A 13,511-nucleotide genomic window follows, 5' to 3' on the forward strand; every position below is an offset into this window, starting at 1 on the left:
GCCTTGGCGCTTTCCGACCATCGGCAATATGCGCCTTGGATCCGAGGAAACAAACACGTGCTCGATCAATCAGCCCAAAACTCCTCCGTCCGCACCTCCGGCCCGCTGTCGGGCTTCCGCATCGTTGAATTCGCCGGCATTGGACCGGGCCCGTTTGCCTGCATGATGCTGGCCGACATGGGCGCCGAAATCGTCACGCTCGATCGGGTCGGCGCCAGGAAGAACATGAAGTCGGTCGCAGGCCGCGGCCGCAAGGTGGTCGAGCTCGACCTCAAGGACCAGGCGGCGATCGCGGAGGTACTCGATCTGCTTGCGAATGCCGACGCGCTGGTCGAGGGTTTCCGTCCCGGCGTGATGGAGCGGCTCGGTCTCGGGCCTGACGTGGTGCTCGCGCGCAATCCAAAGCTGGTCTACGGCCGCATGACCGGCTGGGGCCAGCAAGGCCCGCTCGCCAATGCCGCCGGCCACGACATCAACTACATCTCCATCACCGGCGCGCTCGCCGCGATCGGCACGAAGGAAGCGCCGGTGCCGCCGCTCAACCTGGTCGGCGATTTCGGCGGCGGCGCGCTCTATCTCGTGGTCGGCGTGCTCGCGGCGCTGCTGGAGGCCTCGCGGTCAGGCAAGGGCCAGGTCGTCGATGCCGCGATGTGCGACGGCGCGGCATCGCTGATGTCGTTCTTCTTCGACATGACCACGCTCGGCCGCTGGACCGAAGGCCGCAACGAGAACTTTCTCGACGGCGGCGCACATTTCTACGGCGTCTACGAATGCGCCTGCGGCCATTTCGTCTCGATCGGCTCGATCGAGCCGCAATTCTACGCGCTGCTGCGCGAGCACGCCGGCCTGACCGACCCCGATTTCGATGCGCAGATGGACCGCAAGGCTTGGCCCGCGCTGAAGGAAAAACTGAAGACGGTGTTCAAGAGCAAGACGCGCGAGGACTGGTGCAAGATTATGGAAGGCACCGACATCTGCTTCGCGCCGGTGCTGACCATGTCGGAAGCGACCGAGCATCCGCACATGGTCGCCCGCAACGTCTTCGTCGAGCGCCACGGCGTGAAGCAGCCGGCGCCGGCGCCGCGCTTTTCGCGGACTCCATCGGCGGTGCGCGAGCCGGAAGTGGCGGAGATCGGCGCGGTGACCAAAGCCTGGAAGGCGGAGCGTTAAGTCCTCCGCTGTCGCATCACACTCCGGGTCGTCCTGGCCTAGTGCGCAATTGCGCACGGGGGCCAAGACCCATAGCCACCAACGCGGTTTGACGAAGACTCGGAGTTACCAGTTCGCCCAATGACCGCTCCCTGGGGTAATTGGTCCTGGCTTTCGCCAGGACGACGGCGGCACTTAATGCCACCGCGTTCCAGACAACGGCCGCCTACGCCGCATCCACCTTCAGCACCCCGCGCCGGATCTGGTCCTCCTCGATCGATTCGAACAGCGCCTTGAAATTGCCTTCGCCGAAACCGTCGTCGCCCTTGCGCTGGATGAACTCGAAGAAGATCGGGCCGATCGCGTTGGCCGAGAAGATCTGCAGCAGCACCTTGGTCTGGCCGCCGTCGACCACGCCTTCGCCGTCGATCAGGATGCCGTTCTTCTGCAGCCGCGCGATGTCCTCGCCATGCTTCGGCAACCGCGCGTCGATCCGCTCGAAATAGGTCGCGGGCGGCGCTGGCATGAAGGGCAGACCGGCCTCGCGCAAGTCCTCGATGGTGCGGTAGATGTCGCGGCAGCCGCAGGCGATGTGCTGGATGCCCTCGCCGCGATAGATATTGAGATATTCCTCGATCTGCCCGGAATCGCCGGCGTCCTCGTTGATCGGAATCCGGATCTTGCCGTCGGGGCTGGTCAGCGCGCGCGAGAACAGGCCCGAGGCGCGGCCCTCGATGTCGAAGAAGCGGATCTGGCGGAAATTGAAGAGCTTCTCGTAGAAGCCCGTCCACACGTCCATGCGGCCGCGGTGGACGTTGTGGGTGAGGTGATCGAGATAGAACAGGCCGGCGCCGGCAGGACGCGGATCGCGCGCACCCAGCCATTCGAACTCGCTGTCATAGGCCGATCCCTTGGCGCCATAGCGATCAGCGAAATAGAGCAGGCTGCCGCCGATGCCCTTGATCGCGGGGACGTCGAGCGTCTTCTGCGCGGAGGACGCATCGGCAGGTTCGGCACCGAGCGAAATCGCGCGGTCATAGGCCTTCTTCGCATCGACGACGCGAAACGCCATCGACGGCGCACAGCGGCCGTGCGCGGCGACGAAATCGTGACCCTGGGTGCCGGGCTCCTCGTTGACGAGGTAATTGATGTCGCCCTGGCGATAAACCGTGATCTTCTTCGTTCTGTGCCGCGCGACGGGCACATAGCCCATCAGCTTGAACAAGGCGTGCAGCTCTTGCGGATTGGGATGCGCATATTCGACGAACTCGAACCCGTCGGTGCCCATCGGATTCTCGGCGCTGATCGTGGCCGGCGGTGCATCGTGCGGAAACGGACCCATGGTGTTCTCCCAAATTGCTGCTGAGAGGAACTATCCTTCATGGGACGCGCAAGGGGCGTGCAAATGAGACGGCTTTTGATTAACATATGCACAGTTTGTGCATGAAGTGGGTGAAACGCGCATGACTTTGGTGGATGCCTTCGACCTCAAGATCCTGGGCGCGCTCCAGGACGACGGCCGTCTCACCAACCAGGAGCTCGCCGACCTCGCCGGGCTCTCGGCCTCGCAATGCTCGCGGCGACGGATGCGGCTGGAAGAGGAGAAGGTCATTGCGGGCTATCATGCCGATCTCTCCAGCGAGGCGCTCGGCTTCGGCGTGGTCGCCTTCATCCAGGTGACGCTGGCGACCCACTCGCCGGACAATTCCAAGCGGTTTCGGACTCTGGTCAACCGCATCGACGAGATCCAGGAGGCCTACTCGCTGACAGGCGACGCCGACTACGTGCTCAAGGCCGTGCTGCACGACCTCAAGGGCCTCTCCAACCTCGTCAACGACGTGCTGATGCCGCACCAGAGCGTCGCGCATGTGCGCTCCTCGATCGTGCTCGACAGGCTGAAGGAAAGCACGCGTCTGCCGCTGAAGGAAATCAAGCCCGGCTGAAATCGAGGGAAATCCGGCATTCGCGCTGCGCGCGCGATCTGCGATGATCCCGGCCGATCTGCGGAGATTGAGCCATGGCCCTCCAGCTTCGACCGAACTGCGAATATTGCGACCGCGATCTGCCCCCGAACGCAACCGATGCGCGGATCTGTTCCTATGAATGCACGTTCTGTGCGGACTGCGTGGAGACGAAACTCTCCAACGTCTGCCCGAACTGCGGCGGCGGTTTTGCGCCGCGCCCGATCAGGCCCACGCAGGAATGGCGACCGGGCGTGTGCACGACCAACCAGGCGCCGTCGGACAAGCGGGTGCATCTGAAGTACAGTCTGGAGGACGTCGCGACGCATTGCGCGCGGTTACGTGAGGTGCCGCCGGAGAAGCGGTAGACTCTCACCATGTCATTGCGAGGAGCCCTTGCGACGAAGCAATCCAGACTGCCACTGCGGAAAGACTCTGGATTGCTTCGCTACGCTCGCAATGACGGAGAATGTGGATAGAGGTCGCATCGCTTCCCAGCAATCACTCCGCCGGCAAAATCGTCCCCTCGACCTCGCCAAAACCAACGCGATAGCCTTCGCCCTGGCACCAGCCGCGCATGACGAGGCTGTCGCCGTCTTCCAGGAACGACCGCTTGGCGCCGCCGGGCAATTCGATCGGCTCGGTGCCGTTCCAGCTGATCTCCAGCAGGCTGCCGCGCTGGTTCTTCTCCGGACCGGAAATGGTGCCGCTGCCGAGGAGATCGCCGACATTCATGGCGCAGCCGGAGGAGGCGTGGTGCATCAGCTGCTGCACCGACGACCAGTACATGTATTTGAAATTGGTGCGGCTGATGCCGGCGGGCGCGTTGGCTCCGGCGGCGCGCAAGGAGACGTCGAGTTCGAGATCGTAGTTCTGCGGCTTGCCCTGCTTGAGGTAGTCGAGCGGCACCGGCTCCTGCTGCGGCCCGTTGAGGCGGAATGGCTCCAGCGCCTCGCGCGTCACCACCCACGGACTGATCGAGGTCGCGAACGCCTTGGCGAGGAACGGCCCGAGCGGCACATATTCCCATTGCTGGATATCGCGCGCGCTCCAGTCGTTGAGCAGCACGAAGCCGAAGATCATCTCCTCGGCTTGCGGCTCCGTGAGCATGCCGCCCATTGGCGACGGCTGGCCGACCACCACGCCCATCTCCAGCTCGAAATCGAGCCGCTTGCACGGTCCGAAGCTCGGCGCCTCCACATTCGGCGGCTTGAGCTGCCCGCGCGGGCGCTTCACCTTCGTGCCGGAGACCACGACAGTCGAGGCACGGCCGTTGTAAGCGATCGGCATATGCAGCCAATTCGGCTGCAGTGCATTGTCCTTGCCACGGAACATGACGCCGACATTGGTGGCGTGTTCTTTCGACGAATAGAAATCGGTGTAGCCGGAGACCGCAAACGGCAGATGCAATCTTGCGTCGCGTATCGGCACCAAGGCCTGCTTGCGCAACTCCTCGTTGTCGCGCAGCTCGGGATGATCGGCGCGCAGGAGTTCGCTGATCCGCGCCCGCGTCTTCGTCCAGACCTTTGGCCCCAAGGCCATGAAAGCATTGAGCGACGGCGTCGAGAACACGCCGAGCGGCCCCACGTCGAGCCGCGAGTCCTGCTCAAGCTCCCAGAGATCGAGCACATAGTCGCCGATCGCCACGCCGACGCGCGGCGTCGGATTGGCCGCGGTCGAGAACACACCATAAGGCAGGTTCTGGATCGGAAAATCGGAGGCGGGATCGACGCCGATGAAGGAGCGGAGGCTGGGGTCGTTGGGATGGGGCATCACTTGGCTCGGTCTTTCCCTTCTCCCCTTGTGGGAGAAGGTGGCGCGAAGCGCCGGATGAGGGGTATCTGTCCGCGAGTCCGAAGGAGAGGTTCACGCGCGGATAGAACCCCTCACCCGTCTCGCCGCTATGCGGCGAGCCACCCTCTCCCACAAGGGGAGAGGGTAAGAAGCTTACGGCTTGCTCGGATCGAACCGCTTCGCGAGGCCCTTCCAGCAATCCGCGTAGTCATGCTGCAACGTCGCGGAATTCGCGGCGTGCGCGGTGACGCGCTGCGCGTAGCGGGTCTCGAACATGAAGGCCATGGTGCCGGTCAGCTTGACCGGCTTCAGCTCGCCGTTGCTGGCGTGCTCGAAGGCATCGCGATCGGGGCCGTGCGGCAGCATGCAATTGTGCAAACTCATGCCGCCCGGCACAAAACCTTGCGGCTTGGCGTCGTACACGCCGTAGATCAGGCCCATGAACTCGCTCATGATGTTCATGTGATACCACGGCGGGCGGAAGGTGTTGTCGGCGACCATCCAGCGCTCGGGGAAGATCACGAAGTCGATATTCGCCGTGCCCGCGGTCTCCGACGGCGAGGTCAGCACGGTGAAGATCGAGGGATCGGGATGATCGAAGCCGATCGCGCCGACCGGCGAGAAGGTGCGCAGATCATATTTATACGGCGCATAATTGCCGTGCCAGGCGACGACGTCGATCGGCGAGTGGGGCAACTGCGTCCTGAACAACGATCCGCCCCATTTCACGTAAAGCTCGGTCGGTGTGTCCTTGTCCTCGTAGTGCGCGACCGGCGTCAGGAAGTCGCGGGCATTGGCGAGGCAGTTGGCGCCGATCGGTCCGCGCTCCGGCAGCGTGAAGGCGCCGCCGTAGTTTTCGCAGAGATAGCCACGCGCCGGTCCGCTCGGAATCTCCACCCGGAACTTGACGCCGCGCGGGATCACCACGATCTCGCCGGGCTCGGCGTCGATGCGGCCGAACTCCGTGACGATGCGAAGATTGCCCTGCTGCAGCACGAACATCAGCTCGCCGTCGGCATTGTAGAAGTGCTGGTCCACCATCGATTTGGTGATGAGATAGACGTGGGCGGCCATGCCGGCCTGGGTGTTGACGTCACCGGCGGTGGTCATGGTCTGCACGCCCTGAAGGAAGGTCATGTCCTCCTTCGGGATCGGCGCCGGATCCCAGCGCAATTGCGCGATCGGCAGGTCGTTTTCGTGGCACGGTGCCGAACGCCACAGGCCGCCGTCGACCTTCTCGAAACGACCCGAGTGTTTCACCGACGGGCGAATGCGATAGAGCCATGAGCGCTCGTTGCTGCCGCGCGGCGCCGTGAAGGGCGAGCCGGAGAGCTGCTCGGCATAGAGGCCGTAGGCACAGCGCTGCGGCGAGTTGCGTCCGATCGGCAGCGCGCCCGGCAGCGCTTCGGTCTCGAAACTGTTGCCGAAGCCGGACATGTAGCCCGGCGTGACCTGGGCCGTGCTGCGAATGATCTGATCGGGCGAGGTGTTGATGTTCATGATGATCCTCCTCCTTGCAGGGCGGCCCACATCTCCTGGTCGCGCTTGTCGGTCCAGATCACGGGGTCGTCGATCCCCGACGCCTCGTCATAGGCGCGAGATACGTTGAACGGCAGACAGTGCTCGTAGATGGCGAAGCTCGAAAATTTCGGATCCATGACCTCGCGCGTCGCGGCCATCGATTCCTTCAGCGTGCGGCCCTTGGCGACCGAGATTTCGGCGGCGCCGTAGAGCGAGGTGACGAAGTCGCGCGTCATCGCGATGGCTTCGCGCACCGTGGCGACACCCTTCAACGCATCGCCGCGGCCCGGCGCGATCGCCTTGGGATTGAAGTTGCGGATCTCGTTCAGCGTCAGCGGCCATTCGCGCAGGTGTGCGTCGCCACAATAGCAGGCCGAGTGGTATTCGATCAGGTCACCGGAGAACATCACCTCGGCATCCGGCACCCAGGCGACGATGTCGCCCGAGGTATGGCCGGCGCCAAGCTGCATCAGGCGTACCTCGCGCTTGCCGAGATAGATCGACATCTCGCCTTCGAAGGTCAGCGTCGGCCAGGTCAGGCCGGGTATGCTCGATGCGTCCTGAAACAGGCGCGGGAAGCGGCCGTACTCGGAATCCCAATCCTGCTGGCCACGCTCCTCGATGAGGCGATAGGTCTCCTGCGAGGCGACGATGCCCTGCGCCTTGTAGGCGGAGGCGCCGAGCACGCGCACGGCGTGATAATGCGACAGCACGACATATTTGATCGGTTTGTCGGTGACGGCACGGACGCGCTCGATCACCTTGTTGGCCATCGCCGGCGTCGATTGCGCGTCGAACACCAGGCAGCCGTCGTCGCCGACGATGATCGCGGTGTTCGGATCGCCCTCCGCGGTGAAGGCGTAGAGATCGGTGCCAATCTCGGAGAAGGTGATCTTCTTCTCGGAGAGGTCGCCGGTGGATGCGAAGTTCTTCGCCATCAATTCATCCTTCAAGTCTTTGGGGCTATTGTTGTTGCTGTTGCTGCTGCTGGCCGTCGATCATGCGCCGCTTGGCGAGGAGAATCGCCTCCCGCAGCACGACGATATCGCCGATATGGTTGGCGAGGATCAGCACCAGCGCCGCGTCGAAGTCCGCGCTCTGCTCGTCGGTGAAGCCACGATGCGCCTCCACAATGGCGCGAAAGGCGTCGTCGGGTCGCGCGAAGTTGGAGCTGGTGGAGAGCGGCATGCGAATCCTCAATTCAAGCAAATTCTTGATTCAAGCCCTGCGCCCGTGACAGCGCTGCCGCGACGCCAGCGCGCGTGGGGTGGCGGAAGCGCGCCGCAACGTAACCGTCCGGCCTTAATAGGTAGGCTGAGCCTGGTTCCGCATCATAGCGCTTTGCAGTGAGCCCTGCCGGATCTGCGAGCCCGTCCTCACCGCCGATGCAGATGTCCTTCACACCAACAGGCGCATCGATCGCCGCGCCGTTGCCGAACGACAGCAAGGTGAAGTCTGTTCCACCCTTGCGGAATGCATCCGTCAAATAGGCTTGCTCGCCCGCGCGCGTCGTAACGGGAGCATCGAGCATCGAACAACCCGGGAGCGGGCCACCGCGCCACGCATCCGCATCCGGCGATGACAGCGGCGAGTCATAGCTGCACGGCACCGAGAGCCGCCCGCCATTGACCATGCGCTTGCCGAATTCCGTTTCCTTGGCCAGCGACAGCACCGCCTTGCGCAGCCGCGCTTCCTGATGCGAGTTCGGCGCCATGAAATCGGTCGAGCGGGTGGATTCGCGGATGTTCTCGTCGGCCGCCAGACTGCGCTCGACGTGATAGCTCTCGAGCAGGCTCGCGGGTGAGGCGCCGCGCAGCACGCGGTCGAGCTTCCAGGAGAGATTCTCGGCGTCCTCAAGTCCCGAATTGGCGCCGCGCGCGCCGAAGGGCGAGACCTGGTGCGCGGAATCGCCTGCAAAGATCACGCGGCCATGGACGAAGCGATCCATCCGCCGGCACTGGAATTTGTAAAGCGAGATCCACTCGAACTCGAACTTGTCGTGGCCGAGCATGCGCGCAATCCGCGGCCGCACGTTCTCGGGCTTCTTCTCGACGACGGGGTCGGCATAGCGATTGAGCTGAAGGTCGATGCGCCAGACATCGTCGGGCTGTCGGTGCAGCAGCGCCGAACGTCCCGCATGAAACGGCGGATCGAACCAGAACCAGCGCTCGGTCGGGAATTCCGCGGTCATCTTGACATCGGCGATCAGGAACTGGTCCTCGAACACCTGTCCGGCGAAGTCGGCGCCCACCATCTGCCGCAGCGACGAGCGCGCGCCGTCGCAGGCGACGACATATTGCGCGTGCAGGCGATAGGCGCCCTCCGGCGTCTCGATCGTCAGCGCGACGGAAGCGTTGCGGCTCTCCAGCGCCGTCACCTTGTTGCGCCAGCGCAGATTGATCTCGGGCAGCTCGCTGATGCGGTCGACCAGATAGGCTTCGGCGTAATATTGCTGGAGATTGATGAAGGCCGGCCGCTTGTGACCGTCCTCCGGCAGTAGATTGAACTGGTAGAGCTGCTGCTCGCCGTGGAAGATGCGGCCGACGCTCCAGACCACGCCCTTGTCGACCATGCGGTCGCCGACGCCGAGCCGGTCCCAATATTCCAGCGAGCGTTTCGAGAAGCAGATCGCGCGGGAGCCCTCTCCGATGCGGTCGGCGTCATCCAGAAGAACGACGCGCTGGCCGCGTTGGGCAAGGTCGATCGCAAGCGACAGCCCGACCGGGCCAGCGCCCACGATCACCACGGGATGCTCGGCCGAGCTCTGGCCGGGACGATCCTGATCGGGGTGGCGGCGATAGCCGAACTGGGTTTTGGCCTGATGCGTATTGGCCTTCGCCATGCGCTAACCTCGGCTCTGGTCAGGAGAGGCCTGATCTGCTAATAGTCTCACGTGCAACTATTTTGGACCGGAGCCGGCCGGCCGTCAACTGGAATTCGGAGCGCTCTCCTTGGCGAGGACATCCAGCGACATCGCGCTGAAGACACGCGAGGCCGATGAGGCTTCACCGCGGCCAAAAACACGGCTCGACCTGTTCAGGTTCGTGCCGTTCCGCCTCAACCGGCTCGCCGCGGAGGTGAGTTCCGCACTCGCCGTCGAATATCAGGAGCGTCACGGCCTCGACATCCCCGCCTGGCGCGTGATCGCGACGCTCGGCTTCCGCAACGATGCCTGCAGCGCGCAGTACGTCGCGCAATGCACCCGCACGCACAAATCCACGATCAGCCGCGCGGTGACCATGTTGCTGCATCAGGGTTTGATCGAGCGCGTCGAGAACGAAGCCGACCGCCGCGAATTCCGTCTGCGACTGACCAGGAAAGGCCGCACGCTCTACGAGGAGCTGTTTCCGCAATTGCTGCGGCGGGAAGACGAGATCCTCGCCTGCCTCACCGCGCAGGAGCGCAAACAGCTATCGACGCTGCTCGGCAAGATCGAACAGAGCCTCGATTTGATCCAGACCAGCGAAGAGGCCGACGCCAAGCAGGCGTATTGATCACTTCGCAAATGATCGCGACGGCGGCAAATGCAGCGCCCAGACATCGACCTTGTCGCTGGCGCGCGGATAGATCTCCGTCACGATCGGATCATGGCCGGGAATGAACCGGTCAGGATGGCCGGCGAGGCGCTCGATGGTCTCCCAGCCAACCGCCATGTCGCCGACATTGTAGACGATCGGGAATGGGCTTCTGCGCTGGAGATTGGCGTAATAATGCGCGGCATCGGACGCCAGCACCACCGGTCCGCGCGCGGTCTCGACTCTGACCACCTGCAAGCCGTCGGAATGGCCGCCGACGCGGTGCAAGGTGACGCCGGGCGCGACCTCGCCGTCGCCGGAATAGAAATTGACGCGCTCGCCATAGACATGGCGGACCATCTGGGTGACGTGCTCGACCGAGAACGGATGTCGCAGCAGTCCGTTGCACATGCAGCGCCCCGTCGCGTAGGCCATCTCGCGCTCCTGGAGATGGAAGCGGGCGTTCGGGAAGCGGTCGAGATTGCCGGCATGGTCGTAATGCAGATGCGTCACGATGATGTCGCGAATGCTCGCTGCCGCGACACCAAAGCGCTCCAGCGCGTCGACCGGATTGAGCGTCAGCTTGCGCGCCCGCGCGGACGCTTCCTCGGCATTGAAGCCGGTATCGACCAGGATGTCGCGGCCGTTGCCGCGGATCAGCCAGACGAAATAGTCGAGATCCTGCGCCGCGCTGTCATGCGGGTCGGGCGCGAGGAAGTTCATGTGGGGCGTGCGCGGCGACATCGTCGCGTAGCGCAGTGCGTAGATTTCGGAGGCGTTTCCCATAGTTTGATCTTGCTCTTTTTGTGGATGCACCTTCAGGGGCGATCGACCGCACCAAGCCATCGTCCACCGCAAAGGTCAAACACCGCAGGTTGAAGGAGGCCCGTCCGCAATGTGAGACCAATCACATTGTTGTCGCCATGGCTGCCCTAATTTGCAGCCGCAATGACAACCAGCATGACAACCAGAATGCATCGCGTGCAATCATGACCGCCCGTTTATTCCCCCGCAACATGCCCATGCGTCGCGGTCAATTGTCGCGATAGCGCCGAATCCGCAAGCGGTTGACGCCCCCCTCCCCCGGTTTGATAATGCACATTGCGTAAGTTAAGGTCGCCGCGGCGCAAGCTGGAAACGGCGCCTTTTTGGCTGGATCGCGCTAATTATGAAAATTCGCCTGCTTTTCGTTCTATCCTTGCTCGTGTCGCTCATCCCGACCGCTCCGTCACTTGCGGCCGGCGATCGCTTTGCGCTGGTCATCGGCAATGCCAAATATCCGGACGCCGACGCTCCCCTGAAGGAACCGCTCAACGACGCGCGCGACGTCGCCGACGAGCTCAAGCGCGACGGCTTTTCCGTCGAGATCGGTGAGAACCTGACCGGCGACGGCATGCGCCGCGCCTTCGACAAGCTCTACGGCAAGATCAAGCCGGGGTCGGTGGCACTGGTGTTCTTCAGCGGCTTCGGCATCCAGTCCGCGCGGCAGAGCTATTTGCTGCCGATCGATGCGCAGATCTGGACCGAATCCGACGTGCGGCGCGACGGCATCAGCCTCGAAACCGTGCTCGGCGAGCTCAACACCCGCGGCGCCGGCGTCAAGATCGCGCTGGTCGATGCCTCCAGGCGCAACCCGTTCGAGCGCCGGTTCCGCAGCTTCTCGGCCGGCCTCACGCCCGTCATCGCGCCGAACGGCACGCTGGTGATGTATTCGGCGGCACTGGCCTCGGTGGTCTCGGACGCCGGCGGCGAGCACAGCCTGTTCGTCCAGGAACTCCTCAAGGAAATCCGCGTCCCCGACCTGATGGCCGAGGAGACGCTGAACCGCACCAAGATGGGCGTCACCCGCGCCTCCCGGGGCGAGCAGGTGCCGTGGATATCCTCGTCGCTGGCCGAGGATTTCTCCTTCATTCCAGGGGCCGGCGGGTCGCGCCCGACCACCACGCCGCCACCTGCGCCTCCCCCGCCGCCGGTCGTCGCCAACAACCCGCCGCCGACTCCACCCGCACCTTCACCGCCTCCGCCGCCGAAACCGGCCGAGACGGTGGCTGCGCCCGCTCCGTCACCGAAGCCGCAGGTCGAGGCTGCCTTGCCGCCGGCACCGCCGCCGCCTCCGCCTGTGATTCCGGCCGATCCCGCCACCGCTCCGACCATGGAGAGCGGGCCGAGTGCGGCCGCCCTGGCCGAGGACCCCACCATCAAGGGGCTGACCGCCAAGATCGCGGCCAATCCGGATGACGTGAACGCGCTTTACCGGCGCGGTCAGGTCTATGCCAGCAAGGGCGCCTACAGCCTGGCCATCAAGGATTTTGACGAGACGCTCCGGATCAACCCGAAGGACGTCGAGGCGCTGAACAATCGCTGCTGGACCCGCACCGTGGTCGGCGACCTCCAGGGCGCGCTGAAGGATTGCAACGAGGCCCTGCGGCTGCGACCGAACTTCGTCGACGCGCTGGACAGCCGGGGGCTCGTCAATCTGAAATCGGGGGCGGTCAAGAACGCCATCGCCGATTTCGAGGCCGCCCTGAGGATCAATCCGCGCTTGACCTCCTCGCTGTTCGGACGCGGGATCGCCAAGCAGCGCAACGGCTCGGCCCAAGAGGGCGCGCTCGACATCGCCAATGCCAAGGCGATGGACCCGAACATTGTTCAGGAATTCGCAAGCTACGGAGTGCGTTGATATTTTTTTGAATCGGGGCCGATGTGCCTCGAACCCGCGACGGCCCGGCGAAGACTAATCGAACGGATGCCGCAGGCCGTCCTTTCGGGAGGCTTATTGCAGGATTTTCGAACCGCACCAGCTGGCTGCGCAGGAGGGACTGGCTATGAGATTGGCTGCAAAGGGACTTACCGCAATCCTGTCCATCATCACCGTCGGCGCCGCGCTGTCGCTGACGATCCCGCTGGCATTCGCAGCCGACGACGGCAACAGCAAGAACGTCACCGAGGACGAGATCGTCCGCGCGCTGGCGCCGCCGCCGAAGAAGCCGCTGACCCGCGGCCTCTCGATCGCTCCGCAGGCCGATCCCGCACCGAGTGCCACGGAGACCAAGCTGATCCAGTCCGTGCGCGGCCGCTCGACACGGTCGCTGTCGTCGACCGAGCGTGAAGAAATCGCGTCGGCGGCCAAGGACAAGCCGAACATCGATCTGGAAATCACGTTCGACTACAACTCGGCCAATATCAGCGCCAAATCGCTTGCCTCGGTCCAGGCGCTCGGCCGCGCGCTGACCAGCCCCGACCTGAAAGGCTCGACCTTCGTGGTCGCCGGCCATACTGACGCCGCCGGAAGCGAGAGCTATAATCAGGATCTGTCGGAGCGCCGCGCGGATTCGATCAAGCGCTATTTGGTCGACAAATACAGCATCTCCGCGACCGACCTCGTCACGGTCGGCTACGGCAAGAGCAAGCTGAAGGACCCGGCCCAGCCGATGGCGGAAGTCAATCGTCGCGTGCAGGTCGTCAACATGGAAAACAAGACTACCGCATCGAAGTGACCACGACGTAATCCTTTGAAGTGACAAGTCGTGATGTGGTGTAAAGTCTCGCTCCCAGCGCGCGTCCCGCAGCC

Annotated in this window: 13 protein-coding genes; 6 read left to right on the forward strand and 7 right to left on the reverse strand. The window is 63.9% G+C overall.

Annotated features, from left to right (window positions below):
- Positions 1-57: 57 nt before the first annotated feature.
- Positions 58-1,170: a CaiB/BaiF CoA-transferase family protein gene (locus IVB36_RS18995; protein WP_026233200.1), complete on the forward strand. Its 1,113-nt coding sequence runs from the start codon at positions 58-60 to the stop codon at positions 1,168-1,170.
- Positions 1,171-1,375: 205 nt separating this feature from the next.
- On the opposite strand, the gene hppD is transcribed toward IVB36_RS18995, so the two are convergent.
- Positions 1,376-2,491 (reverse strand): 4-hydroxyphenylpyruvate dioxygenase, encoded by a 1,116-nt coding sequence (hppD, locus tag IVB36_RS19000; RefSeq protein ID WP_247298118.1) that lies wholly within the window; start codon positions 2,489-2,491, stop codon positions 1,376-1,378.
- A gap of 121 nt (positions 2,492-2,612) precedes the next feature.
- Between hppD and IVB36_RS19005 the strand changes: the two genes are divergently transcribed.
- The gene (locus IVB36_RS19005) at positions 2,613-3,092 is read left to right on the forward strand and encodes an Lrp/AsnC family transcriptional regulator (RefSeq protein ID WP_018456584.1); all 480 of its coding nucleotides are present in this window, start codon (positions 2,613-2,615) and stop codon (positions 3,090-3,092) included.
- A gap of 74 nt (positions 3,093-3,166) precedes the next feature.
- Positions 3,167-3,478 carry a DUF1272 domain-containing protein gene (locus IVB36_RS19010; RefSeq protein WP_018456585.1) on the forward strand — a complete coding sequence of 104 codons (312 nt, stop codon included), beginning with the start codon at positions 3,167-3,169 and terminating at the stop codon, positions 3,476-3,478.
- Positions 3,479-3,611: 133 nt separating this feature from the next.
- Here the strand turns inward: IVB36_RS19010 and fahA are convergent, their stop codons facing one another.
- From fahA to IVB36_RS19035, 5 genes are all read right to left on the reverse strand, one after another.
- Positions 3,612-4,883 (reverse strand): fumarylacetoacetase, encoded by a 1,272-nt coding sequence (fahA, locus tag IVB36_RS19015; RefSeq protein ID WP_026233201.1) that lies wholly within the window; start codon positions 4,881-4,883, stop codon positions 3,612-3,614.
- Positions 4,884-5,057: 174 nt separating this feature from the next.
- A complete protein-coding gene (gene hmgA, locus IVB36_RS19020; protein WP_018456587.1) occupies positions 5,058-6,404 on the reverse strand; it encodes a homogentisate 1,2-dioxygenase in 1,347 nt (448 codons plus the stop codon).
- Complete coding sequence (locus IVB36_RS19025; protein ID WP_018456588.1) at positions 6,401-7,363, reverse strand: MBL fold metallo-hydrolase; 963 nt, start codon at positions 7,361-7,363, stop codon at positions 6,401-6,403. The genes hmgA and IVB36_RS19025 overlap by 4 nt, the downstream gene beginning before the upstream one ends.
- A gap of 25 nt (positions 7,364-7,388) precedes the next feature.
- Positions 7,389-7,613, reverse strand: coding sequence for a DUF2783 domain-containing protein (locus IVB36_RS19030; RefSeq protein WP_018456589.1), 225 nt, complete (start codon positions 7,611-7,613; stop codon positions 7,389-7,391).
- Between the two features lie 13 nt (positions 7,614-7,626).
- Complete coding sequence (locus IVB36_RS19035; protein WP_247298120.1) at positions 7,627-9,267, reverse strand: FAD-dependent oxidoreductase; 1,641 nt, start codon at positions 9,265-9,267, stop codon at positions 7,627-7,629.
- 109 nt (positions 9,268-9,376) lie between these two features.
- On the opposite strand from IVB36_RS19035, the gene IVB36_RS19040 reads away from it, so the two are divergent.
- Positions 9,377-9,919, forward strand: coding sequence for a MarR family transcriptional regulator (locus IVB36_RS19040; RefSeq protein ID WP_018456591.1), 543 nt, complete (start codon positions 9,377-9,379; stop codon positions 9,917-9,919).
- On the opposite strand, the gene IVB36_RS19045 is transcribed toward IVB36_RS19040, so the two are convergent.
- Entirely contained in the window at positions 9,920-10,726 is an 807-nt protein-coding gene (locus IVB36_RS19045; RefSeq protein WP_018456592.1) for an N-acyl homoserine lactonase family protein, read from the reverse strand.
- A 382-nt stretch (positions 10,727-11,108) separates the two neighbouring features.
- Here IVB36_RS19045 and IVB36_RS19050 point away from each other — a divergent pair, with 382 nt between their 5' ends.
- Complete coding sequence (locus IVB36_RS19050) at positions 11,109-12,620, forward strand: caspase family protein (protein ID WP_018456593.1); 1,512 nt, start codon at positions 11,109-11,111, stop codon at positions 12,618-12,620.
- A 145-nt stretch (positions 12,621-12,765) separates the two neighbouring features.
- Entirely contained in the window at positions 12,766-13,437 is a 672-nt protein-coding gene (locus IVB36_RS19055) for an OmpA family protein (protein WP_026233202.1), read from the forward strand.
- Positions 13,438-13,511: the final 74 nt, after the last annotated feature.

It is taken from the genome of Bradyrhizobium sp. 35 (genome assembly GCF_023073215.1).
GTDB lineage: Bacteria > Pseudomonadota > Alphaproteobacteria > Rhizobiales > Xanthobacteraceae > Bradyrhizobium > Bradyrhizobium canariense_D.

Excerpts from the sequence above, each read along its gene's own strand:
- hppD (WP_247298118.1), bottom strand. The coding sequence starts at position 2,491 with ATGGGTCCGTTTCCGCACGATGCACCGCCGGCCACGATCAGCGCCGAG.
- IVB36_RS19005 (WP_018456584.1), top strand. The coding sequence starts at position 2,613 with ATGACTTTGGTGGATGCCTTCGACCTCAAGATCCTGGGCGCGCTCCAG.
- IVB36_RS19010 (WP_018456585.1), top strand. The coding sequence starts at position 3,167 with ATGGCCCTCCAGCTTCGACCGAACTGCGAATATTGCGACCGCGATCTG.
- fahA (WP_026233201.1), bottom strand. The coding sequence starts at position 4,883 with ATGCCCCATCCCAACGACCCCAGCCTCCGCTCCTTCATCGGCGTCGAT.
- hmgA (WP_018456587.1), bottom strand. The coding sequence starts at position 6,404 with ATGAACATCAACACCTCGCCCGATCAGATCATTCGCAGCACGGCCCAG.
- IVB36_RS19025 (WP_018456588.1), bottom strand. The coding sequence starts at position 7,363 with ATGGCGAAGAACTTCGCATCCACCGGCGACCTCTCCGAGAAGAAGATC.
- IVB36_RS19030 (WP_018456589.1), bottom strand. The coding sequence starts at position 7,613 with ATGCCGCTCTCCACCAGCTCCAACTTCGCGCGACCCGACGACGCCTTT.
- IVB36_RS19035 (WP_247298120.1), bottom strand. The coding sequence starts at position 9,267 with ATGGCGAAGGCCAATACGCATCAGGCCAAAACCCAGTTCGGCTATCGC.
- IVB36_RS19045 (WP_018456592.1), bottom strand. The coding sequence starts at position 10,726 with ATGGGAAACGCCTCCGAAATCTACGCACTGCGCTACGCGACGATGTCG.
- IVB36_RS19050 (WP_018456593.1), top strand. The coding sequence starts at position 11,109 with ATGAAAATTCGCCTGCTTTTCGTTCTATCCTTGCTCGTGTCGCTCATC.
- IVB36_RS19055 (WP_026233202.1), top strand. The coding sequence starts at position 12,766 with ATGAGATTGGCTGCAAAGGGACTTACCGCAATCCTGTCCATCATCACC.